25 protein-coding genes and 1 tRNA gene are annotated in these 25413 nt (G+C 62.7%); 16 read left to right on the forward strand and 10 right to left on the reverse strand.

Translation table 11 applies throughout. From position 1 onward, the window contains the following. Nucleotides 1-2: 2 nt before the first annotated feature. The 5 genes from NE591_RS00400 (at nucleotide 3) to NE591_RS00420 (ending at nucleotide 5194) form a co-directional block, all read left to right on the forward strand. Nucleotides 3-821: a PRC-barrel domain-containing protein gene (locus NE591_RS00400; protein ID WP_114549188.1), complete on the forward strand. Its 819-nt coding sequence runs from the start codon at nucleotides 3-5 to the stop codon at nucleotides 819-821. 154 nt (nucleotides 822-975) lie between these two features. Then, nucleotides 976-1755, forward strand: a complete 780-nt coding sequence (locus NE591_RS00405; protein ID WP_114540410.1) for a TVP38/TMEM64 family protein — start codon at nucleotides 976-978, stop codon at nucleotides 1753-1755. Between the two features lie 149 nt (nucleotides 1756-1904). Next, nucleotides 1905-2852: an aldolase gene (locus NE591_RS00410; protein ID WP_114549187.1), complete on the forward strand. Its 948-nt coding sequence runs from the start codon at nucleotides 1905-1907 to the stop codon at nucleotides 2850-2852. A 73-nt stretch (nucleotides 2853-2925) separates the two neighbouring features. Continuing rightward, nucleotides 2926-3435, forward strand: coding sequence for a GNAT family N-acetyltransferase (locus NE591_RS00415; RefSeq protein ID WP_114549186.1), 510 nt, complete (start codon nucleotides 2926-2928; stop codon nucleotides 3433-3435). A gap of 703 nt (nucleotides 3436-4138) precedes the next feature. After that, nucleotides 4139-5194 carry a hypothetical protein gene (locus tag NE591_RS00420; RefSeq protein ID WP_147270662.1) on the forward strand — a complete coding sequence of 352 codons (1056 nt, stop codon included), beginning with the start codon at nucleotides 4139-4141 and terminating at the stop codon, nucleotides 5192-5194. Nucleotides 5195-5875: 681 nt separating this feature from the next. Here the strand turns inward: NE591_RS00420 and NE591_RS00425 are convergent. Both NE591_RS00425 and NE591_RS00430 read right to left on the reverse strand, forming a co-directional pair. Further along, nucleotides 5876-5959 (reverse strand) — tRNA-Leu (locus NE591_RS00425). A gap of 105 nt (nucleotides 5960-6064) precedes the next feature. Beyond that, the gene (locus NE591_RS00430) at nucleotides 6065-7528 is read right to left on the reverse strand and encodes a sodium-dependent transporter (RefSeq protein WP_256156174.1); all 1464 of its coding nucleotides are present in this window, start codon (nucleotides 7526-7528) and stop codon (nucleotides 6065-6067) included. 100 nt (nucleotides 7529-7628) lie between these two features. Between NE591_RS00430 and NE591_RS00435 the strand changes: the two genes are divergently transcribed. Then, nucleotides 7629-9080, forward strand: coding sequence for an Mbeg1-like protein (locus tag NE591_RS00435; protein WP_256156175.1), 1452 nt, complete (start codon nucleotides 7629-7631; stop codon nucleotides 9078-9080). 96 nt (nucleotides 9081-9176) lie between these two features. On the opposite strand, the gene NE591_RS00440 is transcribed toward NE591_RS00435, so the two are convergent. Then, the gene (locus NE591_RS00440; RefSeq protein ID WP_256156176.1) at nucleotides 9177-9677 is read right to left on the reverse strand and encodes a nitroreductase family protein; all 501 of its coding nucleotides are present in this window, start codon (nucleotides 9675-9677) and stop codon (nucleotides 9177-9179) included. Between the two features lie 215 nt (nucleotides 9678-9892). Beyond that, nucleotides 9893-11248 (reverse strand): diaminopimelate decarboxylase, encoded by a 1356-nt coding sequence (lysA, locus tag NE591_RS00445; RefSeq protein WP_256156177.1) that lies wholly within the window; start codon nucleotides 11246-11248, stop codon nucleotides 9893-9895. A 241-nt stretch (nucleotides 11249-11489) separates the two neighbouring features. On the opposite strand from lysA, the gene NE591_RS00450 reads away from it, so the two are divergent. The 3 genes from NE591_RS00450 (at nucleotide 11490) to NE591_RS00460 (ending at nucleotide 14115) form a co-directional block, all read left to right on the forward strand. Further along, complete coding sequence (locus NE591_RS00450; protein WP_237974203.1) at nucleotides 11490-11885, forward strand: molybdenum cofactor biosynthesis protein MoaE; 396 nt, start codon at nucleotides 11490-11492, stop codon at nucleotides 11883-11885. Between the two features lie 283 nt (nucleotides 11886-12168). Then, nucleotides 12169-13452: a homoserine dehydrogenase gene (locus NE591_RS00455; RefSeq protein WP_022741052.1), complete on the forward strand. Its 1284-nt coding sequence runs from the start codon at nucleotides 12169-12171 to the stop codon at nucleotides 13450-13452. Continuing rightward, nucleotides 13453-14115 (forward strand): HAD family phosphatase, encoded by a 663-nt coding sequence (locus NE591_RS00460; RefSeq protein WP_256156178.1) that lies wholly within the window; start codon nucleotides 13453-13455, stop codon nucleotides 14113-14115. 341 nt (nucleotides 14116-14456) lie between these two features. Here NE591_RS00460 and NE591_RS00465 read toward each other — a convergent pair whose 3' ends face one another. Next, complete coding sequence (locus tag NE591_RS00465) at nucleotides 14457-15494, reverse strand: Rpn family recombination-promoting nuclease/putative transposase (protein ID WP_256156179.1); 1038 nt, start codon at nucleotides 15492-15494, stop codon at nucleotides 14457-14459. 214 nt (nucleotides 15495-15708) lie between these two features. Between NE591_RS00465 and NE591_RS00470 the strand changes: the two genes are divergently transcribed. After that, entirely contained in the window at nucleotides 15709-16455 is a 747-nt protein-coding gene (locus tag NE591_RS00470) for a helix-turn-helix domain-containing protein (RefSeq protein ID WP_256156180.1), read from the forward strand. 234 nt (nucleotides 16456-16689) lie between these two features. On the opposite strand, the gene NE591_RS00475 is transcribed toward NE591_RS00470, so the two are convergent. Beyond that, nucleotides 16690-17001, reverse strand: a complete 312-nt coding sequence (locus NE591_RS00475) for a hypothetical protein (protein WP_161127721.1) — start codon at nucleotides 16999-17001, stop codon at nucleotides 16690-16692. A 164-nt stretch (nucleotides 17002-17165) separates the two neighbouring features. Between NE591_RS00475 and NE591_RS00480 the strand changes: the two genes are divergently transcribed. Next, nucleotides 17166-17972: a spermidine synthase gene (locus tag NE591_RS00480; protein WP_161127722.1), complete on the forward strand. Its 807-nt coding sequence runs from the start codon at nucleotides 17166-17168 to the stop codon at nucleotides 17970-17972. Nucleotides 17973-18179: 207 nt separating this feature from the next. On the opposite strand, the gene NE591_RS00485 is transcribed toward NE591_RS00480, so the two are convergent. Further along, nucleotides 18180-18461: a response regulator transcription factor gene (locus tag NE591_RS00485; RefSeq protein WP_237974201.1), complete on the reverse strand. Its 282-nt coding sequence runs from the start codon at nucleotides 18459-18461 to the stop codon at nucleotides 18180-18182. 106 nt (nucleotides 18462-18567) lie between these two features. Between NE591_RS00485 and NE591_RS00490 the strand changes: the two genes are divergently transcribed. From NE591_RS00490 to NE591_RS00500, 3 genes are all read left to right on the forward strand, one after another. Further along, nucleotides 18568-18864 carry a hypothetical protein gene (locus tag NE591_RS00490; protein WP_114549177.1) on the forward strand — a complete coding sequence of 99 codons (297 nt, stop codon included), beginning with the start codon at nucleotides 18568-18570 and terminating at the stop codon, nucleotides 18862-18864. A 110-nt stretch (nucleotides 18865-18974) separates the two neighbouring features. Next, nucleotides 18975-19133 (forward strand): hypothetical protein, encoded by a 159-nt coding sequence (locus NE591_RS00495; RefSeq protein WP_161127723.1) that lies wholly within the window; start codon nucleotides 18975-18977, stop codon nucleotides 19131-19133. Between the two features lie 143 nt (nucleotides 19134-19276). Beyond that, on the forward strand, nucleotides 19277-20839 hold the full coding sequence (locus tag NE591_RS00500; RefSeq protein WP_161127724.1) for a putative ABC transporter permease: 1563 nt from the start codon (nucleotides 19277-19279) through the stop codon (nucleotides 20837-20839). Nucleotides 20840-20940: 101 nt separating this feature from the next. Here the strand turns inward: NE591_RS00500 and NE591_RS00505 are convergent, their stop codons facing one another. Beyond that, nucleotides 20941-22683: an FAD-binding protein gene (locus tag NE591_RS00505; RefSeq protein ID WP_161127725.1), complete on the reverse strand. Its 1743-nt coding sequence runs from the start codon at nucleotides 22681-22683 to the stop codon at nucleotides 20941-20943. Between the two features lie 220 nt (nucleotides 22684-22903). On the opposite strand from NE591_RS00505, the gene NE591_RS00510 reads away from it, so the two are divergent. Together NE591_RS00510 and NE591_RS16130 are read left to right on the forward strand one after the other, a co-directional pair. Beyond that, complete coding sequence (locus NE591_RS00510; protein WP_256156181.1) at nucleotides 22904-23194, forward strand: hypothetical protein; 291 nt, start codon at nucleotides 22904-22906, stop codon at nucleotides 23192-23194. Nucleotides 23195-23230: 36 nt separating this feature from the next. Continuing rightward, nucleotides 23231-24577: a LuxR C-terminal-related transcriptional regulator gene (locus NE591_RS16130; RefSeq protein ID WP_256156182.1), complete on the forward strand. Its 1347-nt coding sequence runs from the start codon at nucleotides 23231-23233 to the stop codon at nucleotides 24575-24577. A 15-nt stretch (nucleotides 24578-24592) separates the two neighbouring features. Here the strand turns inward: NE591_RS16130 and NE591_RS00520 are convergent, their stop codons facing one another. Both NE591_RS00520 and NE591_RS16135 read right to left on the reverse strand, forming a co-directional pair. Beyond that, nucleotides 24593-25042: a type II toxin-antitoxin system HicB family antitoxin gene (locus NE591_RS00520; protein WP_114549175.1), complete on the reverse strand. Its 450-nt coding sequence runs from the start codon at nucleotides 25040-25042 to the stop codon at nucleotides 24593-24595. 29 nt (nucleotides 25043-25071) lie between these two features. Further along, a complete protein-coding gene (locus tag NE591_RS16135) occupies nucleotides 25072-25257 on the reverse strand; it encodes a type II toxin-antitoxin system HicA family toxin (RefSeq protein WP_041714692.1) in 186 nt (61 codons plus the stop codon). Nucleotides 25258-25413: the final 156 nt, after the last annotated feature.

The following is a 25413-nucleotide window of genomic DNA, read 5'->3' on the forward strand; positions in this document are numbered from 1 at the left end:
TCATGGCCAAGCGATACGGCACCACGGGCGAGATCGTTGGAAAGCGCGTGCTTCTCGACAAGAGCACGCCGAAGAAACCTGAGGCGGTAAAGCGGCTCGGGAAGGTGCGCCACTGCGTGTTCCACCCCACCCAGCGCCGCTTTGTCGGCTTCATCGTGAAACGCCCCGACTTGCTGTGGATGTTCCGCCGCAAGGACGTGTTCGTGGCCTATAACGGCTACGACGTGGTGGACGGCCGTATCGTGGTGTCCCAGGCCCCCGAAGCCACGGGCAAAGGCGCCTGCAAGGCCATGGGCGTGAACTACGATGACTGCGTGCTGTGGGCGGGGCTGCCCGTCATAGGCGAGGACGGCACCGTGTACGGCACGGTGGGCGACGTGTCCTTCGATCCGAAGACCGGCGAGGTGCGCTCGCTCACGGTGACCCAGGGGGCCACGGCCAACGCGCTGCTCGGCGTTCGCGAGATCCCCGGGCACCTCATCCGCGGCTTCAAGCGCGGCATCGGCACGGCGCTTTCCGTGAACGGGCAGGACGAGGGGGAAGAGCCGATTTTGGGCGCCATCCTCGTGTCCGACGAGGTGGCCGAGCTTGCCGTCGAGGGTGGCCTGGCCGCGAAGGCCGGCGAGGCCACGGCCGTGGTGGCCGACCGCGCCCGCGAGACCGTAGAGGCCGTGAAGCCGGCCGTGTCCACTGCCACCAAGGCTGCGGGCAAAGCTGTGAACAAGGGGGCCTACGCCACGGGCCGCCAGATCAAGCGCGCCAGCGGCATGTTCTCCGCCTTCAAGGAGGAGTACGACAAGGCTCGCAAGGAAGACGACTAGGCCGCGCGCTGTGGGCGGGCGCTGGGCGCCGACGTTTTGGGCGCCGAGGCGCCGACCTGCGCGCCGCGGGCCTGCGGCTTACGATTTCGTCACTAAGGTAAAGAGTTCCTGAAAGCCGCCCCCGTCGTGGGGCGGCTGCATTAGACTGGAAGCCATGGAAAAGCACCCGAACAACCACCACCATTCCGAACGGCTCGAGAAGCTCGAGGCGAAGGCCCACGAGGAGAAGTCGGTCGCCGGGCATCCGATGCCTGCGGCGGACATCTTCAAGTTCGTGGGGCTCATCGCGTTCTTCGTCATCATGATCGTGGTGGTCGTGCTCGTCTGGCCCATGATCCACGAGCTGTTCGAGCCCGGCGGTGTCGACCGCGTCACCTCCGACATCCGCAACGCCGGCCCCTGGGGCTTCCTCATTCTGCTGGCAATCCAGTTCCTTCAGATCGTCGTGGCCTTCATCCCTGGCGAGGTAGTCCAGGTGGCCGCCGGTATGATTTACGGGCCTTGGGTGGGCGCGCTCATCATCTGGCTCGGCTGCATTATCTCGAGCTCGTTCATCTTCGTGCTGGTGCACAAGTTGGGCGCCCCGTTCGTCCAGGCCATGGTGCCCGAGAAGTACATGGGCAAGTTCCGCGATTGGGAGACCTCCGACAAGTTCAACGTCATCGTGTTCATCCTGTTCCTCATTCCGGGGCTGCCCAAGGACGTGTTCACCTACATCACGCCGCTCACGCACATGTCCATGAAGAACTTCGTGCTCATCTCGAACTTCGCCCGCATTCCCGGCATCGTGCTTTCCACCTACGCGGCAGCGGGGCTTGTGTCGGGCAATATCGTGGAATCGGTCATCATCTTCGCCGTGACCGCCGCTGTGGCCATCGTGGCGCTTGTCGTATACGGACGCGTGACCAAAAAGTCGAACGGCTCCGAGAAGTAATCCGTGCCGCGCCGCCTCCGTGCCAGCGCTTGGGCGCAACGAGAGGTTCTGCGCCTACTTTCTTTGTGAAAGAAGGCGCGGTCAGGCTTTGTTTCTGTACAATAAGCGCGTTATTGCAACGACTCTAACGACTCTCTAGGAGGAAACCCATGCCGAAGATCACCCGGGAAGAGGTGCGCGTTCCCGCCGACGTCATGCCCGAGGCCCGTGACGAGTACATCACCAACTACCTGAAGGCCACGCGCGAGACCGGCCGTCTCATGCTGTTCGCCTGCGATCAGAAGATCGAGCACCTGAACAAGGACTTCTACGGCGAGGGCATCGACATCGCCGATCTCGATCCGGAGCATCTGTTCAAGATCGGCTCCGAGGGCGTGTGCGGCGTGCTCGCCGGCCAGCGCGGGCTGGTGGCCCAGTACGCGGCCGACTACCCGGAGATCAACTACCTCATCAAGATGAACTCCAAGACCAACCTCGTCGGCACCAAGCAGGAGGATCCCTACTCCCCGCAGCTGTACGATTTGGACGCCGTGCTGGCCATGAAGGAGGCCGGCGTGAACATCGTGGGCCTCGGCTACACGATCTACCTCGGCTCCGAGTACGAGGCCACCATGATGGCCGAGGCGGGCGAGCTCATCGCCCAGGCCCATGCCAACGGCCTCATCGTCGTGCTGTGGATCTACCCTCGCGGCAAGGCCGTGACCGCCGAGAAGGATCCCGACCTCATCGCCGGTGCCGCCGGCGTGGCTCTCTGCCTTGGCGCCGACTTCGTGAAGGTGAACCCGCCGAAGCCCGAGGACGGCCGCACTCCGGCCGAGGCCCTGAAGGTGGCCTCCACCGCCGCCGGCCGCACGGGCCTCGTGTGCGCGGGTGGCTCCACCGTGGATGCCGAGACCTTCCTCACCCAGCTGTATGACCAGATTCACGTGGGCGGTGCCGACGGTAACGCCACGGGTCGCAACATTCACCAGCGCTCCCTGGACGAGGCGGTGCGCCTGACCAAGGCCATCTCCGCCATCACCTTGGCCGACTGGGCCGTGGCCGACGCCCTGGCCGTCTTTGCCGGCGAGAAGGACTTCACCCTGGCCGACATTTAGTCCGCTTCTGAGGTTTGCTCCGAGAAAGGCTTCCGCAAGGGAGCCTTTCTTTATGCAGAAAGGAATTGGCGCTATGAGCGCACTGGATACATTCGCCTTGAAGGTCACTCGTCCCTACCGGGAGGAAGACTTGCCGGCGATGGCGGAGATCTGGAACGAGGTCGTGGAGGCGGGCAACGCCTTTCCACAGACCAAGTCGCTGACGCTGGAGGAGGCGCGAGCCTTCTTCGCCGAGCAGTCCCATGCGGCGGTGGCTACTGTGGGTGGGCGCATCTGCGGGTTGTACATCCTGCATCCCAACAATATCGGGCGGTGCGGCCACGTTGCCAACGCGAGCTTTGCCGTGGCGGGGGCCAGCCGCGGCGAGGGCATCGGGCGCTTGCTTGTGGAAGACTGTCTGCGCCAGGCGGCCGCCTGTGGGTTTCGTGGTCTGCAGTTCAACGCCGTAGTGGCGAGCAACGAGCGGGCCCGGTCGCTTTACGAGAGCCTAGGGTTCGCGCGCATTGGCATGATTCCCGGAGGCTTCTGCAACAAAGACGACGTCTACGAGGATATGTACATCTACTATCACCCGACGGTTTAGCTTCCTCCTTGAACTTCGTTCTTGATCCAAGCTCTCCGCCGCAGCCTCCTTTTTTGGCGGTTAGCTAGAAGATACGCAAGGCGGCATAAGCCTCTCTTCGTAAACAAAGGGCCCTATGGGGGCATTGCAGGTTGGAGTACGGCTATTGAGGCGTTGGGATCGCATTCGCAAGAGCGCCCAGCCATGGGTATCGTATTAGCCCTGTAGTCCTGCTGCGTTTCCGGGCGGTTTCATCTCGAGGCGGCCTAGGGTGACCGGCGATATGTCCCGGTTTCCAAGCAGACTGTTTTTTTGCACCAAACTCCGTTAGGTAGATTGCCGGTTTCGAAAGCTCGCGCTAAAGCAGCCCAAACAACTCGAACGTAAGGCTAGGTTTGTCAGAAAAAGGCTTCCGAAACCGGCTCCTGTCTTTCCGGCAGGACTCATGAATCTGCATAACGGAGTTTGATGCAGAATTTTTGGCTTGCGAGAAGCTCGGAGAGTCGCTATTGGCGGCATAGCGCCTTTTGCCCAAGGGTTTTGGTGGCACTGAGGATCGCTTTCCTGGGGATGCCCTTGAAATCGCGATGTCTGCGCGTAAAAGGCAAGCGATAACGCGCGACAGTATGAGTCGAATTATGTGCGATGGCCTCAGGAATGGAGGCTAGATCGATTCTTCGATATTGCTCGTACGTACAATCTGCGGATCGGTTATGCTAGCGGAATGAATATCTATCCTAGTCATACACTCGCTTTGGGTCTTTGGCGTGCGTGGTCGTTGGCGCATCCTGTATCGCTGTCGGCTTTTCATGCATCGAGCAAGCGGAACGGCCTGCCCCTTCCCGTCCATGCGCTGCCGTCCTCATCAGTTGTAAAAGCCGCTGCCTCGAAGTGGGCCGATGTGGTTGCGGCCTTGTCCGCGTTGCCGTCAGCGCTGCTCGCGGAAACTATCGAAGATGCGCAGAATGAGAGAAGGCCTCTTGAGATTCTTGTTGGGACAAAACGCGGCGCGCGCAGCACGAACTGCATTCAACGCCACCAGTGTCAGTTGCGCTTTCCCCGTAATGCGTTTCTTGAGATGGTGCCCGAAGTGTGGGTGTCTGCGCCAGAACTTGTCTTCGTGCAGATGGCCTCGCGACTTGAATACGGGGCTTTGCTTGCATTGGGCTATGAGCTGTGCGGCTGCTATCCTCTTGGAGAGGGTTCAGGGTTTCAGGTGCGCGGTCCTCTGACGACCCCTGAGCGTCTCGTGGCGTTCTCCGGGCAGCTGGGCGGTGCGCGGTCGGCGAAGCTGGCGCGTTCTGCGGCGCTGCAAGTACGAAGGAAGTCCGCTTCAATTATGGAGACCGAAGTGGCTATAGCTGCTCTGACGTCTCGGAGGCGCGGCGGCTTGGGCTTGCCTCCCGCGCGGCTTAACGAGCCTTTCGCTTTGGGAGAGAAGGGCCAGCGCATCGCCCATCAGAAGAGCGTGGTGGGCGACATTTGCTGGTGGGACAAAGGTGCTGTGGTGGAGTACGACGGACGTGAGAGCCACGGGAGCCGTGAGGCTCAAATCAGAGATTCGCGTCGGCGCGACGCCCTCTTGGCCGAGGGGATCGATGTCACGACGATAACCTCCTCGCAATTCGCGAATGTCTGTGAGTTCTCAACGCTTATGGGTGAGGTGTCGCAAAAAGCAGGGAAGGTGTTTCGGGGATGGCGGCCAGGCCAGATTGAAAAGCATATGAAGCTGCGGCAGGACGTTCGCTCTTTTCATCGGGATTATCCTTCGCGACGTTGATGAAGCGACTTCGGTGTGCTTCTTCGCTGCTTGTCGATTCAGGGGGGCGATACCCATCATGGCGAGAGTGGCAGATCGGCTTCACGCTGAAGAGCATGTCGAAAGGTGACGTAGCGGGGAGGGCGAAGAAAGGTGGTTTATGGGCGAGGGACGGCGCGGGCGTGACGCGTGAACGTGACGCGCGAGGGCAAGCGCGCGAGAGGGCGCTGCGAGGGCTCATAAGGTGAAAGAGCGGTGCGGATATGTCGTGTGCGAGAGCTATGACGGAAAATGCTGGTTTATAGAAAATCGTTGTCTGCGGAATGCCGGAAAATGGAACGAGCGCTTGAAAGCTCGGGTATGGTTTCTGAAAGAGGCTATTTGATGCACCAAACTCCGTTTTGCAGACACTGCAGCGCGGGAAAACCGCTGCTCGTCTGACTGAGCGATTTTGACTGGATCAGCGACCTGCGAAAATGCACTGCATTAGCGTGTAGGGCGTCAGATTAGTTTAGATGAGTGTTCTGCGAAATCTACAAAATGGAGTTTAGTGCGGTGGCGTTGGTTGTAGAGGAGCGCGAAACAGTTTCGGACGGATCGCGCAGCTGGTCATAGGAAGCGCGGACGATTTCGCGCGAGCAGGACTATCGGCCACAGGGGAGCGCAAAACGGCCCCGAGGGGACGGGGCCGTTGATTTTCGATGGTGCCCGAGGCGGGATTTGAACCCGCACACCTTTCGGCAACGGTTTTTGAGACCGTCGTGTCTGCCGTTCCACCACTCGGGCTCAGGGGCACCAATGCAGTATAGCGGAAGGGCTCGCCAACGTCGAGGTGAAATCGGCGACGCTTAGGGAATTCCCCGAACTACGTCACGCCGCTATGCCAAGCTGCTACGCCAAACCCGCCCACATCATGATCTTGGGCACGTAGCCCATGATGAAGATGATGATAATGAGCGCGGGCAGCCCGAAGGTGAGCCAGCCGCGGGCCCAGCGCGGGAACTTCATGCCCGTGCCCGCATCGGCCTCGGCAAGGAAGTTGTCCCAGCCCCAGCCTTTGCGCGACACGCAGAACACCACGTACAGCAGACTGCCCAAGGGCAGCAGGTTGTTCGACACGATGAAGTCCTCGATGGATTGAATGTCGCCGATGCCCGGAATAGTGATGCCGGCAAGCACGTTGAAACCCAGGGCGCAGGGCAGGCTCAGCACGGTGACGAGCACGGCGGTGCGGGCCAAGGCGCGCTTGCGGTCGAGATCCCATTTCTCCATGGTGAAGGTGATGAGGTTCTCGAAGACGGCGATGATGGTGGAGAGCGCCGCGAAGCTCATGAACACGAAGAACAGCGTGCCCCACAGCTGCCCCAAAGGCATCTGGTTGAACACGTTGGGCAGGGTGACGAACACGAGCGAGGGGCCCTGGTCGGGGGCGACGGCGAAAGCGAAGCAGGCGGGGAAGATGATGAGGCCCGCGAGGATGGCCACGGCGGTGTCCAGGCCGCAGATGCGCAGGGCCTCGCCCGTGAGCGAGTTCTGCTTGCCGATACGGCTGCCGAAGACCTCCATGGCCGAGATGCCGAGCGACAGCGTGAAGAACGCCTGGCCCATGGCCGCATACACCGCGTCCCCGAAACCGGCCAGGCCGCCGGCGAACATCTTGCCGAAGTCGGGTACCAGGTAGAACTCCAGGCCCGCGTCGGCGCCGGGCAGCGTGACGGAGCGCACCACGAGCAGCGCCATGACGCCGAGCAAGGCGATCATCATCACTTTCGTGATACGCTCGACGCCCTTCTGCAGGCCCAGGCTGCAGACGAAAAAGCCGATGACCACCACGGCGAGCATCCAGCCCACCATCTCGGAGGGGTTGGCGAGCATGGTGCCGAAGACGCCAGCGACGCCATCGGGATCGAGTCCGACGAAGGTGCCCGTGGCCATTTTCGCCATGTAAGCGAGCATCCAGCCGCAGACGGTGGTGTAGAACATCATGAGTAGCATGCAGCCGATGTAAGCCCACCAGGAGAACCAGTGCCAGCGCCGCGAGGGCTGCAGGATGTCGAAGGCCTGGGCGGCCGAACGCTGGGAGGCGCGGCCGACGGCGAACTCCATGACCATGACGGGCAGTCCCAAGATGACGAGGAAGATGAGGTAAAGCACAATGAAGGCCGCCCCGCCGTACTCGCCGGCGATGTAGGGGAAGCGCCACACGTTGCCCAGGCCGATGGCGCAGCCGGCCGAAATGAGGATGAAGCCGAGGCGGCTCGCGAAGTGCTCGCGGGGCGCGGTGGCCGACGCGGGGGCGTTGGCGTTGCTGTCCGAGGCGCAAGCCGGGGAAGTGGAGGTGGTATCGGTGGCCATGGGAACCTTCCTGATGCGGGATTTCCAAGCGTTTTGAACGAAATTGCAGCGTCATTGTAGCGGAAGATAAGCGGGAGGGTCATGGTGATGCGAGGCAGCTTTGGCAACGGCTCTGTGTCTGGTGGGGGAGGCGACCGTGCGGCTGGGGGCGGTGCCCCATAATGCAGCTATGAACGATGTGCTCACATACTTGCAAACTCAACTTGCCCCTTTCGACGAGGTGCCCTTCAACGCCGTGGACTCGGCGCTGCTCGCGCAGTTCTGTATGGTGCGCGGCGAGGGGATTATGCCGCAGGTGTACAGCGGGGAGGCTTCGGAAACTGCGTCTTCGAAGGCACGTGAGGGCTGCGGGCCTTTAAGCGAGCTGCGCGGTCTGCTCGGGCGGCTGCGCAGGCATGCGAGCGAGCGTGCTGCGGAGCCTTCTGCGGCAGCCGAGCGCGATCGGGCGGAAGTGGCGCAGGATGCGAAGGCCCCCGTGGCTCCCGTACGGTTCGTCGATCTCATGCGAGCCGAGTTGTTTCCTGCGATGTTTTCCGGTATGCACGCAGCGCAGATGAAGCAGCAGCTGTTCTGGATGGCCGCGAGTCCGCGTTTTCGGGACGTGCTCATCTACGATCATGCGGCCGCATTCGACGAGGTGCGTGATTTGCAGTTCGCCGCCACAACCTACGTGTGCCCCGGGCGCTTCGCTTACGTGGGCTTTCGCGGCACCGACACGACGCTCACCGGGTGGCGCGAGGACTTCAACATGGCCTATCAGGCGCCGGTCGAGGCCCAGGCGCTGGCGGCCCGCTATCTGGCGGCGGTGGCCGCTGATCCGCGACTGCCCGAGGCCCTCATTTTGGGCGGCCATTCCAAGGGCGGCAACCTGGCCGAGTACGCGGCGCTCGCGGCGGCGCCGGAGGTGCAAGGCCGCATTGCTCACCTGTACAACCACGACGGCCCCGGATTCAAGGCCGGTTTGTTCACGGCGACCGACTACGCGCCGCTTGCGGGCCGCATGACCAAGCAGGTGCCGGCCGATTCCATGGTGGGCATCCTCATGGAATCGGCGATGCCGACAAACGTGGTGCAGGCCACGGGCCGCGGCTTCGAGCAGCACTCGGTGTTCCACTGGGTCGTGGAAGGCGCGGATGGGGCGCCGGGGCCACGCGATGCAGAACGTGCGCGCGATGCGGGCGAGGTGCGGGATGCAGACGGGATGCGCGAGGCACCAAGGGCCTTCGCCACGCTCCCCGAGCTTCCCGAGCGCACGCAGCGTCGCGCCGAGGCGCTGGATCGCTGGCTCGCCTCGCTGGATGGCAGCGAGCGCGAGGCCATGGTGAACGCGCTGTTCGCCGCTTTGAAGGCGGCCGGCATCACTGATGCCTCCCAACTCTTCGAGGGCGGCCGCGAGTGGGCGATTTTGCGCGACGGCGTGATGGGAGCGCCTGCGGAGGACCGCACGATCATGCTGAATGCCCTGCGCGGGCTCACGCGCGCCTTCAGCGACGTCACCGCCGAGCGCAACAGCGCCCGTCGTGCCGAGCAGCGTCGCGCCAAGGGCGCCTGACCGATGCTCCTGCGGCGCCGTGTCCTGCCGAGTCTGTCAACGCTTCCGTAGGGGCGGACTTTAGTCCGCCCTCATCGGCTGAGATGACGGTGCATTCTAAATCCAGTGCACGCGCGTCTCGTCGTAGCGCGTGGGGCCTTTGGGCTCTGGTTTGTGCTCCGGATGGCCCACGGCGATAAGCGCGAAGGGCGTAACGCCGCGCGGGCTGCCCAGGGCCACGCCCACGGCGGCCATACGGTCCTTCTCCGGCGCGATGCCGAGCCACACGGCGCCCAGGCCCAGGTTGGCCGCCTCGATGAGGATGTTCTCCACGGAAGCGCTCATGTCGTAGGGGGCGTCCTGCGGCGCGCGCAGGCCCTCGGTGCGCTGGCAGGCCACGATGACGCAGGGGGCGAGTTTGGCCGGCGTGCCGTAGGGGCTTGAGGCGGCCAGGGCCAGACGGGTGGTCTCGTCCCGCGCGATGTAGAATTCCCAGGGCTGCTGGTTCACGGCGGAGGGGGCGGCCATGGCGGCGCGCATCAGCTTCTCGATATCTCGGATGTCCACCGGCTCGTCGGTGTACTGACGGACGCTGCTGCGCAGGTAAATGGCATTCATAGGGCTTGGCCTCGATCCTGAACGTGCGGCGCAAGGCCTCGCGCCAACGGCGAGTCCCAGAGCCTCAAGGGACGAGCGGAAATGGGCATGAGGGTGGGTGCCGTTTTCCACGATTGCCTTCACCTTAGCAAGCTGGTTTCGTTGCCAGGGTGTGAACAGTTCCTTATTACGGTTCCGCCAACCCGCCGCAATAAAACCGACAAGAAGCCGGTGCCCTACAGATCGCGCTGGTAGAGGTCCTCGTAGGTCTCGCGGCGAGTGACCACGCGGGCCTCGCCGTCGCGCACGAACACCACGGCCGGGCGGGGCTGGCCGTTGTAGTTGCTGGCCATGGTCATGTTGTAGGCGCCGGTGCCGAACACGCACACGATATCTCCCAGGTCGGCCTTCTGCAGGGGCATGTCGATGACCACGGCGTCGCCGCTCTCGCAGTGCTTGCCGCACAAGGTGACGATTTCCTCGCGGGGTTGCCCGGCTTTGTTGGCGATGGTGGGCTCGTAGTCGGCGTGGTAGAGCGCCGTGCGGATATTGTCGGACATGCCGCCGTCGATGGCCACGTACTTGCGGATGCCCGGCAGCGTCTTCAAGATGCCCACGGTGTACAGCGTGACGCCGGCCGGGGCCACCAGCGAGCGGCCCGGCTCCACCAGAAGGCGCGGCAACGGCAGGTTGTGCAGCGCGCACAAATCGCGCACCGCCGAGCAGGTGACCTCGGCGAAGTCGTCGATGGAAGAGGGCTGATGCTCGGCCAAATACGCGATGCCCAAGCCGCCGCCCAAGTCCAGCTCGGTGATCTCGTGGCCGTAGGTGTCGCGGATGCGGGCCATGAACTCCACCATGACCGCCGCCGCCTCGCGGAAGGAGTGCAGCGCGAAGATCTGCGAGCCGATGTGGCAGTGCAGGCCCACCAGGCGCACGTTCTCGGCGGCCAGCACGTCGCCGACGCACTTGAAGGCGAAGTCCTCGCGCATGGTGAAGCCGAACTTCGAGTCCTCGCAACCGGTGCGGATGTACTCGTGGGTGTCGGCCTCTACGCCGGGGGTGATGCGCATGTACACGTCCTGCACCACGCCGAGGCGCCCGGCGATCTCGTTCACGCGGGCCAGCTCGATGCGGCTGTCCAGCACGATGCGTCCCACACCGGCGGAGATGGCCTCTTCCAGTTCGCGGGGCGTCTTGTTGTTGCCGTGGACGAACACGCGCTCCATGGGGAAGTCCACCGAGCGGGCGCAGGCCAGCTCGCCGCCGCCGGACACATCCAGGCACAGCCCCTCGGCCTCGGCGATGCGCAGCACTTCCTTGTTCAGAAACGCCTTCGACGCGTAGATGATGTCGGAGTTCTCGTAGCGGCTGCGGAAGGCCTCGCGGTAAGTTTCCATGCGGTGGCGCAGGTCGGCCTCGTCGAACACGTAGAGCGCGGTGCCCTCCTTGCGAGCCAGCTCCACCATGTCGACGCCGCCGATGAACAGGTGGTCGTCGCGCACCTCGGCGGTCTCGGGCAGCACGGCGCCCAGCTCCATGGTGGTGCGCATATCGGGCTTCTTCGTCAGGTCTGAGGCGGGCAAGCTCATGGCCGTGTCCTTTCTCGGCGTGTTGCAGCGCCGCGTTGCGGCGGCGCAGGTCTCTCATGGTCTGGCGCCTATGGTAACAAGGCTCTGTTTCAAGCGCTTAAAATCGGCGGCCTTCCGTGTGATAATTGGGAGGGAATGGCGGCGTGCGGCCGAGGTTCCAGCTCCTGTGGTATATTCTCGGCGACAGATAATGTCGAGCGAAATGCTCTACTTTGGAAAGCTCCGAACGAAAGGACGCGAGATGGCTAAGACCGAACCTTCCGTTGATCAGTGGCTGCGCGAGGCTAAGGCTGATCCGGCGGCGGCCCAGTGCGGCATGTTCCTCACCCACAACGGCGTGGTGCGTATCACCCCGAAGGCCCAGGTGCGCGAAGGCGTGGAAGGCTTGGGCGAGGTGGTGGCCGTCGAGTTCTCCTATGATGCGGAGGGTCTGGCCGCCGCCGAGGCCGAGGCGCTCACCTGGCCCGGCGTCTACTATGTGCGCACCTGGCTGAACGAGGGGCGCTGCGAGGTGGGCGATTCGCTCATGTACGTGCTCATCGGCGCCGATATCCGCCCCAACTGCATCGACGCGCTGCAGAAGCTCGTGGGGCATATCAAGAATGACCTGGTGGTTGAGAAAGAGATCTTCGCGTAGAAGCTGATGGTGGAGCGGGGAGAGGGCGGTTTCCCAGCCCGCTGCGCGCTTTATCCCCTTCCGAATGCGGCAAAAGAAACAGCGAAAGGAACGCACATAAGTCGGTATTATCCCGACATCGTTGCTGCTGACGTGGAAGCTGTTTCTTAATGGCCGCGTTCTTCAGGGGGCGCGCAGAGGTCTGGGAAACCGCCCTCTCCCCGCTCTGATGCACGACTTCCTTCGCGGTGCTTGTATAATCGTCCGATCACAGAGAACTTTCGCGCTCGGGAGAGGACGTAACATGGCAGTGAAAATCGGTTTGGTGGGCACCGGCACCGTCGGCGGTGGGTGCATCGACATCATCCAGAAGCACAAGGACGACTTTTTGCGCCACTTCGGCGTGGATATCGAGCTGGCGCGCGTGTGCTCGCTGTCGCCGTCCGAGGCCGAGGCCCACGGGGTCGGCCACCTGTTCACCGACAACTTCAACAACATCATCAACGATCCCGAGATCGATATCGTGGTGGAGCTCATCGGGGGCACCACCATCGCCCGCACGGTCGTACTGAACGCGCTCGCCGCCGGCAAGAACGTGGTCACGGCCAACAAGGCGCTCATGGCCACCCACGGCAAGGAGGTCATGGAGGCCGCCGAGGCCGCTGGCAAGGAGTTGGCCTTCGAGGCGTCCGTGGGCGGCGGCATTCCCATCATCGATCCGCTGAAGCACTCGCTCATCGCCAACGAGATCACCTCGGTCATGGGCATCGTGAACGGCACCACCAACTACATGCTCACCCGCATGGCCGACAACGGGCTGTCCTATGAGGACGCCCTGCACGAGGCGCAGCAGAAAGGCTTCGCCGAGGCCGATCCCACGGCGGACGTGGGCGGTTTCGACGCGGCGGCGAAGATCGCCATCTTGGCTTCCATCGCCTTCAACTCGCGCGTGACCTTGGACGATGTCTTTACCGACGGCATCACGAATATCTCGCCGGTGGATATCGAGGCTGCTCGCGACATGGGCTACGTCATCAAGCTTCTGGCCATCGCCCATCGCCGCGAGGATGGGGTCGATGTACGCGTGCATCCCACCATGATCCCGACGAACCACCAGCTGGCCACTGTGAACGGCGTGTTCAACGCCATTTACGTGGTGGGCGACTTTGTGGGCGAGACCATGTTCTTCGGCGAGGGCGCCGGCGCGGGTGCCGCGGCTAGTGCCGTCATGGGCGACGTGCTGGAAGTTGCGCGCCACATTCAGCAGGGCGTGGCTCCCATTGTGGGCTGCACCTGCACCGATGACCTGCCCATCCTGCCCATGGACGAGCTGGTCATGCGCTATTACCTGCGTTTCTCGGTGACCGACCGTCCGGGCGTTCTGGAAACCATGGCCGGTGTGTTCGCGCGTCACAACATCTCGGTGAAGTCCATCGTGCAGCGCGGCCGTTCCGGTGCCGAGCGCGTCGACCAGGTAGTGGTCACCCACCGCTGCCGCGAGCGCGACATCCGCGAGGCTCTGGAAGAGGCCCTGGCCCTGGACAACGTGGTGCTGGACACGCCTTCCGTCATCCGCGTGGAGGAATAAGTGATCGGCATCATTTTCGATTGCGATGGGACGCTGGTGGATTCCATGGGAGCGTGGCATGAGGTTGATCGCACCCTGGCGTCCGAGGCCGGCATCACGCTGACCGAGGCCGACGCCGAAGCCATCACCACCATGTCGCTGCCCGAGGCCAGCGCCTATTTACATGAGCAATGCGGTCTCGGCGAGAGCAACGAGGCGGTGCTCGAGATGATCTTCGACCGCATGCGCGCCTTCTACGCCAACGAGGTGGAGGCGCGTCCGGGTGCCTTGGAGTTCGTGCGGGCCCTGCACGAGCGCGGCGTGCCCATGGCGGTAGCCTCGTCCACGCCGGCCGACATGCTGGCCACGTGCGTGGAACGCTGTGGGTTCGCCCCCTACATGAAGACCGTCGTGTCTGTGGACGACCTGCAGACGAGCAAACGCGAGCCGGCTGTTTACGACCACGCCCGCAGCTTCCTCGGCACTGATCGCGCCCACACCTGGGCTTTCGAAGATGCCGCTTACGCCCTGGACACCCTGCGCGCGGCCGGCTACCGCACTGGCGCCATCTACGACAACGACATCTCCGGCACCCGCGACCAGCTCTTCGAGCGCGCCGACTTCCTCATCGCCTCATGGGAGGATTTCGACCCCGACATCTTTCTCGCCAAGGCCGGCGCTTAAACGACAAAACCGTAAGATACGCGCAACGGCAGTGTAAGTGGATGCTGCCATGATGGAACCATCGAAATTGGGGGATGCGGAACCGCCGAAAGGCTCAATTGGGAGCCCATCGCCAGCCCGTGTCCCGCCCGAGCGAAAGGAGCCTATCATGATCACCACGCTCTGCGCTGTCGCCCTGCTCGCCGTCGCCGTCTTCGTCCTCGCCGGCTGCATTGCCACCGCGGCCCTATAAAACGGTTCACCTTTCGGCCCCCGGCGAACCTCGCGCGTCGGAGGATGGTCCCTCTGACGCGCGAGTCCGTCTTACGTGGAGAGGAGACGTGAGCGCGAGAAAGCTCTTTCTAGAGGCCGAATTCCTCGAATCGTGCACGGCGAGCATCGGCATCGGTTGCAACGAGTGCCACCTCTTCTGAGCGGCCAGATTCGATCAGCGCCGCTATCAACGCGCCAAGACGCGCTTCTCCCGCTTCAAGTCCCTCAGTCCGCCCTTCGCTTTCCGCTGCCTCGACGGCGATGTGCTCTTGCTTATCGAGGTCTTCCTGAAGCATGCGTCTTTGTTCCTCAAGCACGCGCTTTTGCTCCTCGAGTGCATGTTTTTGCTTCTCGAGGTCTTCCTCGAGCGCGCGCTGTTGCTCTTCAAGCGTGCGCTTCTGGATTTCGAAATCTCCCCGGTCTTCCTCGAGTATGCGCTTCTGGATTTCGAAATCTTCCCGGTCTTCCTCGAGCATGCGTCTCTGGATCTCCATATCTTCCTCGAATGTCAGCAAGGCCATCTTCTCCTTTCTCCACGCTTCGTCGCCGTTCGCTGCCCTTACGGCGGCGGCTAGCTTCGTGGCGAACCGATCGTCGCCCGCTTCTCCGGTAGAGATATAGTGTAGCAGGTTTCGCAGGCGTCCCGGAGGGAGCCTGTCCCAGGCAGGGGCAGCCAAGACGATCCAGGTGAACCCATGGTCCGTTTTCACGCTCGTATTCTCCTGGCACTTTACGTTTAGCGTGTATACCGGCAGCCCCGCATTGAAGGGATCGTGCAGGCAGATGAAAACGATGTAGCAGGGAGGGAGGTTTCCGTAGTGCTCGCCACGGCGTAGTGCCAAGGTGTCCATGGCGCCCTGATAGAAGCGCAAGCGGCGACCGAGTTTAGCCCGCTTGACTGTTTGCATCTCGATGTTGCAAACCTCGTTCTCGGTTTTTACGTAGGCGTCGAGACGCACGCCGTGGTTGGTGAGCGTCGGACGGATATCGTTCTCGGCGATGATGTACTCAATGTTCGACACTGGTGCATTGAGGACTACTTCAAGCAGCTCGCGGCAAAGCTCCTCGTTCGTCATCAGAAGATCGAACATGGGCCAATCGCTGAACTCGAGTTCGTTTTCCTTCATGGGCTTCTCCTCAAATCGATGGAAGGGGGAGGGCCACTTTATTCGATCACGACCGCATAAATGACGCGGGAATGTCTCGTTTTGCTCCTCGCGCCGACCGCACTTGCGTCGCAAGGCCAGCTCAGCGCCCCTTTGTTAAGCATCGTTGCTTGCGCATGCGGAGCTTTCTTGTTACGGTGAAGCGGTGAGAACGTTTCCGAGAAGGGCTGGCGCCATGCTGAAGGACACCATCAAGAAGCTGCGCACTGAGCAGGGGTTGAGTCAGGACGAGTTGGCCGAGCGCGTCCACGTAGTGCGCCAGACCGTCTCGAAGTGGGAGCGTGGCACCTCGGTTCCCGACGCCGATTCGCTCGTGGCCCTGGCCCGTGCCCTCGGAGTGAGCGCCGCTGAACTGCTGGGGGAGAGTGCGATGGTGGAGAAAAAGCCGGACGACCTTGCGTGGGAGACCTCTCTTCTTGATGAGCGCATTACCAGTGAGTCGCAACGGCTCGATCGTCTCGTGCGCTCCCTCAAATGGGCGCTCATCGGCACGGCGGCTATGGCGCTGGCCTTCGGACTTTTCGTCTGGCTGCCAAACCAGCAGTTCTCATATGTGATATGGTGGGACAGCGTGGCCGACGACCCGGATTACTGCAAGATCGTTTATCGCCTCGATGGCGAGGAGAAGTCGATGCGACTTTTCCTGGATCCCGAGGATCATGAGTGTGTTATTGGCTGCGCTGGGGAGCCGGGTATGGCGGAGGCCATGGATGCAGCGGAGCTTCTCAAGAAGCCGGGCGGCCTGGATGCGCTGTCCGAACGCGCGAATCAAGCCATAGAGGCGATGGGAGGCACCGTGCTTCGCCACGAGCTATGGCTCCCCGCCGCTAGTCGCGAAGACGATGACCCCCTCAATGACGATATGCCTTACTCAGTTTGCTTCTACGCCGATTCCGACGACCAAGATATCCCATGGCTATGATCTGGGCTTTTGCAGTTTCCGAAGTTGAAGGTTCATTGCGCTACAGACAACGGCGCCCCGCGAAATCGTGACAGGCGCTGACGCCGTCGAATGAGGAATTGTAGCTGCGGGCTGGTGGTACCAGGTGCTGTCGAGGACAATGGGAAGGCTGAGGCTAGGTGCTCTGCTAGATGAGTTTCCAGGGGCTGGCCGAACGAGTCCCCGAGATTCGCTGATATACCGTTAATAATCTAGCTAAGACTCCGAGATCGTCTCTACGGAGGTGACGGTGCCGCCGTGGTCTTCTATGTAGGTGCAGACGGCTTCTTCGAATTCGCTGGCGCTGCCTGGGATGTTGTAGAACTGCTGGGCGTTCACGGCGCCGGCTATGGCGGGGGAGCCGGTGCAGCCGATGGCTGTCGTGGGGTCGTAGGCGTCTAGGTCGATGACGAACTGGCTTGCCTGGCCGTTGAGCTCGTAGTCTATGATAGTACGGTTGATCGCCGCTTCTTGGATCGCTATGGAACCCGAGAGCCCTGGTATGGCGTAGAAGGCGACGGCCAGCACAAGGCCCTCCTTGTCGCCGATGATCTCATTCTCCTTTCAACCGTAGCGATTGCCGCCCGATCAGGCAAGCAACTGAAACTAACACGGCGGTTTCTGTGCGATACTGTGGCACAGAGTGCGATAAGGTTCGGCCGTGGTCGCAGTTGCAGGCTCGGAAAGGGGCGATGGTGCTGGCGGATTGGTGGGACAGGGTCGCCGGGCGCGCGGGGAAGCGCGAGGTGTTTCCTTCTCGGTTCGGGGAGGCGGCGGTGTATGCGATGCCGGCGGAGGACGGATCGCTTGTGCGCATGTTGAACGTGGGCGGGGTGCTGCAGTCGGCGACCTATCTGGACGAGCGTTGGGCGACGTGCCCCTTTGCGTACCTGCGATCCTTCGACCACCTCTTCGAGGCGGCGCTTTCCGAGGCGCCGGATCCGCTGGTCGTAAACCGCGTGCTCATGCTCGGCGGCGCTGGGTTCGCCTATCCCAAGCAGCTGCTGCTGGAGCATCCGGGCGTTGCGCTGGACGTGGTGGAAATCGATCCGGCCATGGTGCAAATCGCCCGGGAACGTTTCTTCCTTGATCGTCTGGAGATGCAGCTGGCTGCCGAGGGCCGCGCCGACGATCTGCGCATCTTCGTGGAAGACGGCGAGGCGTTCCTGCGGCGGTCGGACGGCGCCCCCTACGATGCCATCATCAACGACGTTTTCGTCGGGCGCGAGGCGGTGCCGTTCTTCGCCAGCGACGAGGGCATTGCTTGCGCCCGCGCGCACTTGACGCCGGGCGGCCTACTCATGGCTAACTGTGTCGTGGAATACACTGGCGACGCCATGTACCGCCTCTTCTCCCAGGTGGAGCGCCTGCGCGGTCACTTCGCCAACGTGTACGTCATCGACGCCTCTGACGACGAGTTCGGCGGCGCCGACAACTACCTCCTCATAGCCACCGACGGTTCCTACCCCTTCACGGGCGTCATCCCCTACGGGGATTAGGGGGCATTGCGCGATGGCGCTGCGAACTGTCGCAAATTTTGCGATAGTTGATTTCGGCGAGTCTTCCAGCTTTTTCTTAAGTGTGTTGACTATGGGCTACCGACAGTCTTGACGTCGCAGTCGAAAGGAAGGACATCTACGAGCGGTCTCTCTTAAAGTTAGAGCTTGGATAATGTCAGCGCGTGCTATTTCTAGCAAGGATCGCTTTTAGCTTTCGAGGCGGCAGGCGAGGTCGGCGCGGCGGTTGATGCCGAGCTTTCGATAGAGGTTGCGCACGTGGGTTTTCACGGTGTTGGGCGAGACGACGAGCTCCTCGGCGATTTGCGGTGCCGTGCGCCCTTCAACGAGGAGGCGCAGCACATCCTCTTCGCGGCGGGTGAGGTCGTAGGTGCGGGCGGCCTTGGCGCAGAGGGCTTCGATATCAGGCTCTTGCGGCACCTCCGGGTCGGCCAGCTGCGAGTCAGCGTAGCCGCTTTTCGCCAGTTGCAAACGCTCTGCTTCGCGCTTCATGGCGGCTTCGCGCCAGTAACGACTTAGGAAAAAGGAGGCCAGTGCGGTTGCTGCCAGCAGCGCCGCTGAGGCGATCGCGGCCGTTTTGGATGCTCAAGCAGCGCTGTATCCTCTTGGTGGCGATGACTTCATAGTGGGCCTTGCCGGCGGGTATGACACGCTGATGCCGGGTGAGACGCGCGTAATCCGCTACGCCTTCGTCATTTACCGTAACAGCTTCGCCGAGCAGGACGGCATCGATAATGCCGATCTTTCGGCCATGGAAGTTGCGTATCTCGATTGCAGCCCGTGGCGCGTTATCGCCCTGAAGCTGGCGAACGCTCGCGATGCCGCCCAAGTGCACCCGCGCAACGCCTACACCGACGGGATCCTCGGGCGCTAGATTGGCGAGGCGCCTGGTCGACGTTCTTGTCCCGCGCGTTTCTTCGTAGCCCTCTTTCGCGGTCGAGGCGTTCTCTGGTTCGTGCTGCTTTTGTGGAAGGTGGGTGGGGCGTGCAACAAAGCGGGCTTCCCAAACGTCTAGTAGATAGAGAATCAGAGCAGAACGAGCGCGAGGAGGCTGACGCGCACAAGTTGAGCGACATTATGGCCGTTATGGGGCTGGCCGTCGTGTTCGTGGGCATTGCGATGTTCATCGCCTGCTGGGGGTAGGCCGCCGGCCGCTTGTTTCCCGTAACCGCTGCATAACGAGGGCTTATCGGGTTGGCAGACGTTGCGTCAGCTGGTCATGGTTTCACAGAGCGCCCCTTTACACTGGATGCCGAGACATGCGTTCAGGGAAAAGGAGGCCGGCCATGGGAGATGAAAAACGCCATGTAGATCACCTGGAAGAGGCCGCGCACAAGGCCGAGGCCGACCTGCGGGACGACCTTGAGAAGGCCGTGGAATTCGAGAAGGCCGACGTGGCTGAAACTCATCGCGAGTGGCACGACCAGCTACATAACGATCATGCCGAGCTGGTGGCCGACGTTGCTCGCGACAAAGAAGAGATCCGCGAGGCCTTAGACGACGCGCGCCACCCCGAGCGCATCGTGCATGCGGCCGAGGAAAAGCTCGCCCACGCCGCCGACGAGGCCCGCGATGTCGTGCGCGCCGTGGAGCACCCGAGCGTCATTGTCGATGACGCTAAGGAGGCTCTGGCCGAGAAAAAGCACGCCCTTGATGAGACCGCGGCCACTATCGCTGCCGAATTCGCCAGCCCCGCCGACAAGAAGCGTCTGCCAGTGGTGCTGCGCGTGTTCGGCGTGCTGCTCATTATCGGCTCGGGCGTCGCGCTGCCGGTCATCGCGAAGACCATGTATCAAGCTGTGACCATGTTCGACTCTGGGGCTATGCGCGGCGAGGGCATCTCCACCATCGTGGTTACCTTCGTGAATCTGGCCGTGCTGGTGGCCCTCGCCGTCACGCTCATTGTGTTCGGCGTGCGCCTCATCCGCAACCAGCGGCGCTGGGCGGCGCTGCTCTCCTACGGGTTGTACGTGCTTCTTCTGGCCGGGGCTCTGTGCTCCATCATGCTGGCCGGCATTGGCTACGAGCTTATTCCCTACGGCGTCGGTTTCGCAGTCACGGTGGCGCTGCAGAGCTACCTTGACCCCTCGCTGCTCGAAGAACGTCGCGCCCACCGCAAGGCCCGCGAGGCCGAGGAGCATGCGGAGGGGGAGGCCGGCACGCTCGGCCGCGACCCCTCGGGCAAGGGCTACATCACGCTGAACTTCTTCAACCTGTTCTGGATATTCGTCGTGGCCAGCGTGCTGGGGCTGCTCATGGAAGAGATCGTCCACTTTCTGTTCGTGGTGCCAGGCCAATGGCAAGACCGCGCGGGGCTGCTGTTCGGCCCGTTCTCGCCCATCTACGGTTGCGGCGCGGTGCTCATGACCATCTTCCTCAACCGCTTCCACAAAAGCAATTGGCTCGTCATCTTTCTGGTGGCGGCGGTCATCGGCGGTGCCTTCGAGGCGTTCGTGAGCCTGTTCATGCAGTACGCGTTCGGCGCGGTGGCCTGGGACTACTCTAACATGCCCGGATCACTGTTCGGCGGCCGCACGTGCCTGCCGTTCATGGCCTGCTGGGGTCTGCTCGGCGTGGTGTGGATAAAGCTGCTGTTGCCGTTCATGCTGCGGCTCGTGAATTTCATTCCGTGGAACTGGCGTTATATGCTTACCACTGTGGCCGCCTGCTTCATGTTGGTGGACGCCGTCATGACCCTGCAGGCCCTCGACTGCTGGTATATGCGCCTGTCCCACGACCCGGTGGACACGCCTCTCCAGCAGTTCTACGATCACGAGTTCGGCGATGCTTACATGGCCGATCGCTTCCAATCGATGACCATCGTCCCCTCAGATGCGGTGCGCGGATAGAAGGGGCGACAACGAAACGGGCGGCGCGCTTGGCGGCCGCCCGTTCGCATGCAGGACGCGGGGAGGGAAGGCGCCCTATCGGAATAAGTGGGGATGCGGAGCTACTGCTTGGCGCCCAGCACCTGGCCGATGGTGTAGCCCATCAGGCAGTTGCGGGTGTGCGAGAGGCAGTTCAGGTGGTGCGGATAGGTGTTGTAGAACATGCCGCCGGACACGATGCCTGCCGCGAACAGGCCCTCGATGGGCTGGCGATCCTTGTCGAGCACGCGGCACTCGGTGTCGACGATGAGACCGCCCGTGGTGCACAGGCCGTCGGCGAACTCCTTGGTGGCGTAGAACGGCGGCTGATCGATGGTCATCATCATGGAGCCGGGCATGTCGAAGTCGGTGTCGGCGCCGGCGGCGCACATCTCGTTCCAGTGGTTGATGGTCTCCACGAAGGTGTCGGCGGGCACTTCCATGAGCTCGGCCAGCTCTTCCAGGGTGTCGGCCTTGAAGGCGTTCTCGCTCTGGGCGGCAGCTACCCACTGCTCCTTGGGCCCGTAGCAGGAAGAACTCGGCGTCCAAATCTTGTCGATCTTGGTGTCCAGGGCGCTGTCCACGATGTAGAAATCGTAGGTGCCGGGCTGGTACTGGATGGCCATGGCCAGCTGGCCGTAAGGGTCGTACTCCGGGGTGAACCTCTTGCCGAGCTTGTTCACGCGCACGAAGGGCATGAGCTGCTCGGGATCGAGCATGATGGACTGCGGGAACTCATCCTCGGCAGCGCCGACGGCCACGCCCATTTGAAGGCCGTCGCCCGTGTTGCCGAAGGCGCCGGTGAGCCAGCGGCCCGGCACGCTGCGCGGGCGGCAGCGCTCTTTCAGCATCTGCTGGTTGAACTCGTAGCCGCCGGTGGCCAGCACGACGCCCTTGGCGCAGTTGTACTGCTCGTACCCGTCGGCGCTCTTCACGATGACGCCGGTCACGGAGCCCGCCTCGTCGGCCACCAGCTGGCAGGCCGGGGTCTCGTAGCGGATCTCGACGCCGGCCTCGGTGAGGATGCCAGCGAGAATGTCGGCCAGCTCGCCGGAAGGATAGGGGAGGTTCAGCGACGTGTTCCACGAGCGACTGAGCGCCGTGGGGTCGTACTGCTCGCGGAAGTCGGGGAAGTCGCCGGCGGCGAAGGTGAGGGGGTAGTCGTTGAAGTCTTGGTTGTCGAAGTGGCTGATGTACCAGTTCACGGCTTCGCCGTTCTTCTCGAGGTAGTGCTGGTACAGCGTCATGTCCGCCTGGAACGAGCAGCCGATCATGGCGTCTGACATCCACTCGGTGGTGTCGTACTCCATGCCCCAGAACTTGTGCAGCTCGGAATTGGTGCCGCCGATGGTGGCCGAGTTGTAGTTGCCGCGGTTCTGCTTCTCCACGGCCACGGTTTTCAGGCCCTGCTCGGCGCAGGCCAGGGCGGCGGCGTCGCCGGCCGGTCCCAGGCCGCAGACGACGACGTCCACGTCGTGGGTGGCGACGATCTCATCGGCGGCGATGGGCTCTGCCACAAAAGCGACCACTCCCTCGCCGGCCGAGCCCACTTCCACTTCCTCTACCACCGGCCAGACGGCCTTGGCGGGATCGGTGGTCTGCATGGTGCCGCCGGTCGCCGCATCGTCGGCGGCGATGGTCTCGCCCGCGACTTCGGCCTGGGTCTTGGGCGCGCAACCCGCAAGGCCTGCGAGGGCGGCGGTCCCGGCGGCGACGGCCGCGCCGGAGAGGAAGCCGCGCCGGCTCACGGAAGGCGCCGCGGCGGGGTTCGAGCTGCCCGTGGGGCAAGGGGCGGACGGGGTGCTGGGTTGGGTGCATTCGGTCATGATGTTCCCTCCATCGTGTCTCTCGGCGTCGGGTGCCGGCCCTTTGCCGGAGCCTCAACGCAGTGGCCCTATCTTTGCTCGCCAGGTGCGCTAACCCCATCCACCGAAACGGTAGATATTTGAGAAAACGCAGGTAAAAGCCATGTCATCTCCTGTGGTTGTTCGTGATGGCCGCACTGATCTGTGCGATACTTACTCCAGTTCAAGAGAGGAGCGTGTGGTGGCTGGGGCTGTGCTAAATGAACGAGAAGGTGCCGAGGCGGTGCGGGGCGCCCGCCGCGTGGGCTGGGGCCGGGCGGTGTTCGGCTCGGCCTGCCTGTGGGCTTGGGGGTTTCTGGCGTATCTGAGCCCCGTGCTCATTCCCGCCGAGCGACCGGTCGGCGGCGTCGGCATCGAAGTCGGTTTCTTCGTCTCCCAAGGCGCGGTGGTGGTTGCCGCTGTGGCCATCGTCCTCGCTTTGCGGAAGCGCTCCGTTGCGGTGGGGCGCGGCGTGCTGCTGGTGTGCGCCTAGCTGCTCGCGCTGGCGAGCGCGCTGCTTCCGCTGACGGTGGCGATCGACGCGCCATGGCCCCTCGTCGGCTGCGGGGCGATATGCGGGGTTGCGGGAACGCTGCTCGGCTGCGCCTGGGGCGCCCGCTACTCCTTGGAGTCAAGGGATGTGTCGGCAGTCGTCATGGTCTCGTTCCTCGTGGCCTATGGGATCTATTTCGCAATTCTCTTGCTTTACGTCGCAACGCCCTTTGTCGTGGCGGCCCAGGTCGTTGTTGTCTTTCTGCCCCTAGCTTCCTGGGGCCTCTGGTTCTGGGATGCCTCGGCACGTTCGGGGCTTGCTCCCGAGGTGTTCCCCTCCTCTGCTCTCTCTACCGACATAGCGGGTTCGCCGGGTTCCTCGGGGAAGGCTCCCGGTGAGGTGACGGCCGGCTCGCGCGAGCTACATGCGCTTCCGTGGCGCTCGCTGGGGGTGATTGCCGTGGCGGCCCTTGTGGGCAACGTGATGGCCTCGGTCATCATGGGCACTTCCTACGAGGGGGCCGACAGCCTTTACCCGGGTGGCATCGCTCTTTGCGCCTGCATCGCCACCATGGCGCTCGTGCCCCTGACGGCTGAGCGGACGGCCTTCTCCGTAGCGCAGCTGTATCGCATCACCGTCACCTTCAGCGTCGTGGGTCTTGTGGCCATTCTGGTGCTCGGTGCGGCGGCGGTGCCGGTCGGAGGGGCGCTCGTTCAGGGCTGCACGCTGTTCTTCCAGCCGCTCGTCTATGTGGTGGTGACGCGCAGCACCCGTCTTCAGGGCTTGTCCCCCTTGGTGGCTTTCGGTGTGGGCCAAGCGCTGATCAGCGCCGTGGTGCTCGCGGGGAACCTCGTCGGCAAGCTGCTGTTTCAGATGGCGGGAGAGACGCCCTTGCTACTGTCTGCCGTATGCGGCGCCGGTGTGCTCGCGCTGTTCTTCATGGTGGTGGCCCGAGCCGCGCAGGTGGGGGAAGAGGGGAACGAGGAGAAAGACGGCGGTACGGAAGAAATGGAAGCCGAAACGAGAGGCGCCGATCGGGTTAAGGCTGCTGCTGCCGGACGCGGCTCTTCTGGTGTTGCGGCAGGAGAACGGCTCTTTGAGGACGGCGGCACCACCGAGGCTGCAACGCTGCCGAATGGTGATTGTGCCGCTGGCGTCGGAGCGCAGGGAGAAGATTCCGCCGCTGTTTTTGCGCGGGCAGTAGGACTAACGGCCCGCGAGACGGAGATCCTCTCACTGCTGGTGCGCGGTCGCACCCTTCCTTACATCGCCAACGAGCTGTTCGTGACCACGGGCACCGTGAAGACCCACGTGCGCCACATCTACGAGAAGTCCCTGGTCAACAACCGACAGGAGCTCCTCGACAAGGTGGAGGCCCGCTAGACACATCTCCCGAAATCAGGCGGTCGCGACCTTCTTTGGGCGGCCAGCGGTTCGGGGGCTATTGAAATAGTCTATGACATCGTCGGCTGACACAAGGCGGGCGCTGCCAACTTTCTCGGTTCTCAGAATGCCGTCGCGAATCATGGCGTGTATGCGCGAGGTGCTGACATCGAGGATATCCGCCGCTTCTTGGACGGTCATGGTGGTGAGGGAAGGCGTGTCGGCATCGCATTCCACGGCAACGGCGATGGCCTTGCCGTTTGCGGGGGCGGGATGGTCCATCCGCGGCTCCGGCAAGGGCCGTCCTTCGCGAAGCGCTTGGGAGATCCAGAGGGTCAGCAGATCTTGCGCCATGAAAGCCGCATCGAACAGAGTGTCCCCCTGGGTGCAGATACCCAGGTCGGGAAACTCAGCTTCCCACCCGCCGCTCCACGGGGTGAGGATGGCTTCGTAGAGAAACTTCATAGGTCGCTTCCTCTCTATTGGGTGAAGTATTAGAGAAGCCCTAGCTTTTCTTTGATGGCTCGCTCGACCCCTGGCGAAAGATCTCCGGGATGCCGGGGGATAGGGAACTCTTCGCCAGCCGCGTTCGCGAAAATGTCGTGTCTCGCTCCGTGCCTGACGAAGCGTCCGCCCATTTTCTTGGTAAGTCGTATCGCTTCTCTAGCTGTCATGGGCATGTCTCTCGACCTCCTGCATGGCACAATTTATTGTAACAATTAGTAACAATAAATGCAAGCACTGCCGTCTTCTCAAAGCGAATTATAGCAAACAAATGTTCTTAGAACAATAGTTCATTTCAGGATAATCGAGGGGGTCTCGGCAGAAGGCTCTCG

Origin of the sequence: Adlercreutzia sp. DFI.6.23, from assembly GCF_024462535.1 — a bacterium.
GTDB lineage: Bacteria > Actinomycetota > Coriobacteriia > Coriobacteriales > Eggerthellaceae > Adlercreutzia > Adlercreutzia rubneri.

Coding starts and splice junctions, on each gene's coding strand:
- NE591_RS00520 (WP_114549175.1), bottom strand. CDS start 25,042: ATGAAGTTTCTCTACGAAGCCATCCTCACCCCGTGGAGCGGCGGGTGG.
- NE591_RS00415 (WP_114549186.1), top strand. CDS start 2,926: ATGAGCGCACTGGATACATTCGCCTTGAAGGTCACTCGTCCCTACCGG.
- lysA (WP_256156177.1), bottom strand. CDS start 11,248: ATGAGCTTGCCCGCCTCAGACCTGACGAAGAAGCCCGATATGCGCACC.
- NE591_RS00400 (WP_114549188.1), top strand. CDS start 3: ATGGCCAAGCGATACGGCACCACGGGCGAGATCGTTGGAAAGCGCGTG.
- NE591_RS00420 (WP_147270662.1), top strand. CDS start 4,139: ATGAATATCTATCCTAGTCATACACTCGCTTTGGGTCTTTGGCGTGCG.
- NE591_RS00465 (WP_256156179.1), bottom strand. CDS start 15,494: ATGAAGGAAAACGAACTCGAGTTCAGCGATTGGCCCATGTTCGATCTT.
- NE591_RS00480 (WP_161127722.1), top strand. CDS start 17,166: ATGGTGCTGGCGGATTGGTGGGACAGGGTCGCCGGGCGCGCGGGGAAG.
- NE591_RS00500 (WP_161127724.1), top strand. CDS start 19,277: ATGGGAGATGAAAAACGCCATGTAGATCACCTGGAAGAGGCCGCGCAC.
- NE591_RS16135 (WP_041714692.1), bottom strand. CDS start 25,257: ATGCCCATGACAGCTAGAGAAGCGATACGACTTACCAAGAAAATGGGC.
- NE591_RS00405 (WP_114540410.1), top strand. CDS start 976: ATGGAAAAGCACCCGAACAACCACCACCATTCCGAACGGCTCGAGAAG.
- NE591_RS00450 (WP_237974203.1), top strand. CDS start 11,490: ATGGCTAAGACCGAACCTTCCGTTGATCAGTGGCTGCGCGAGGCTAAG.
- NE591_RS00410 (WP_114549187.1), top strand. CDS start 1,905: ATGCCGAAGATCACCCGGGAAGAGGTGCGCGTTCCCGCCGACGTCATG.
- NE591_RS00430 (WP_256156174.1), bottom strand. CDS start 7,528: ATGGCCACCGATACCACCTCCACTTCCCCGGCTTGCGCCTCGGACAGC.
- NE591_RS00470 (WP_256156180.1), top strand. CDS start 15,709: ATGCTGAAGGACACCATCAAGAAGCTGCGCACTGAGCAGGGGTTGAGT.
- NE591_RS00440 (WP_256156176.1), bottom strand. CDS start 9,677: ATGAATGCCATTTACCTGCGCAGCAGCGTCCGTCAGTACACCGACGAG.
- NE591_RS00455 (WP_022741052.1), top strand. CDS start 12,169: ATGGCAGTGAAAATCGGTTTGGTGGGCACCGGCACCGTCGGCGGTGGG.
- NE591_RS00505 (WP_161127725.1), bottom strand. CDS start 22,683: ATGACCGAATGCACCCAACCCAGCACCCCGTCCGCCCCTTGCCCCACG.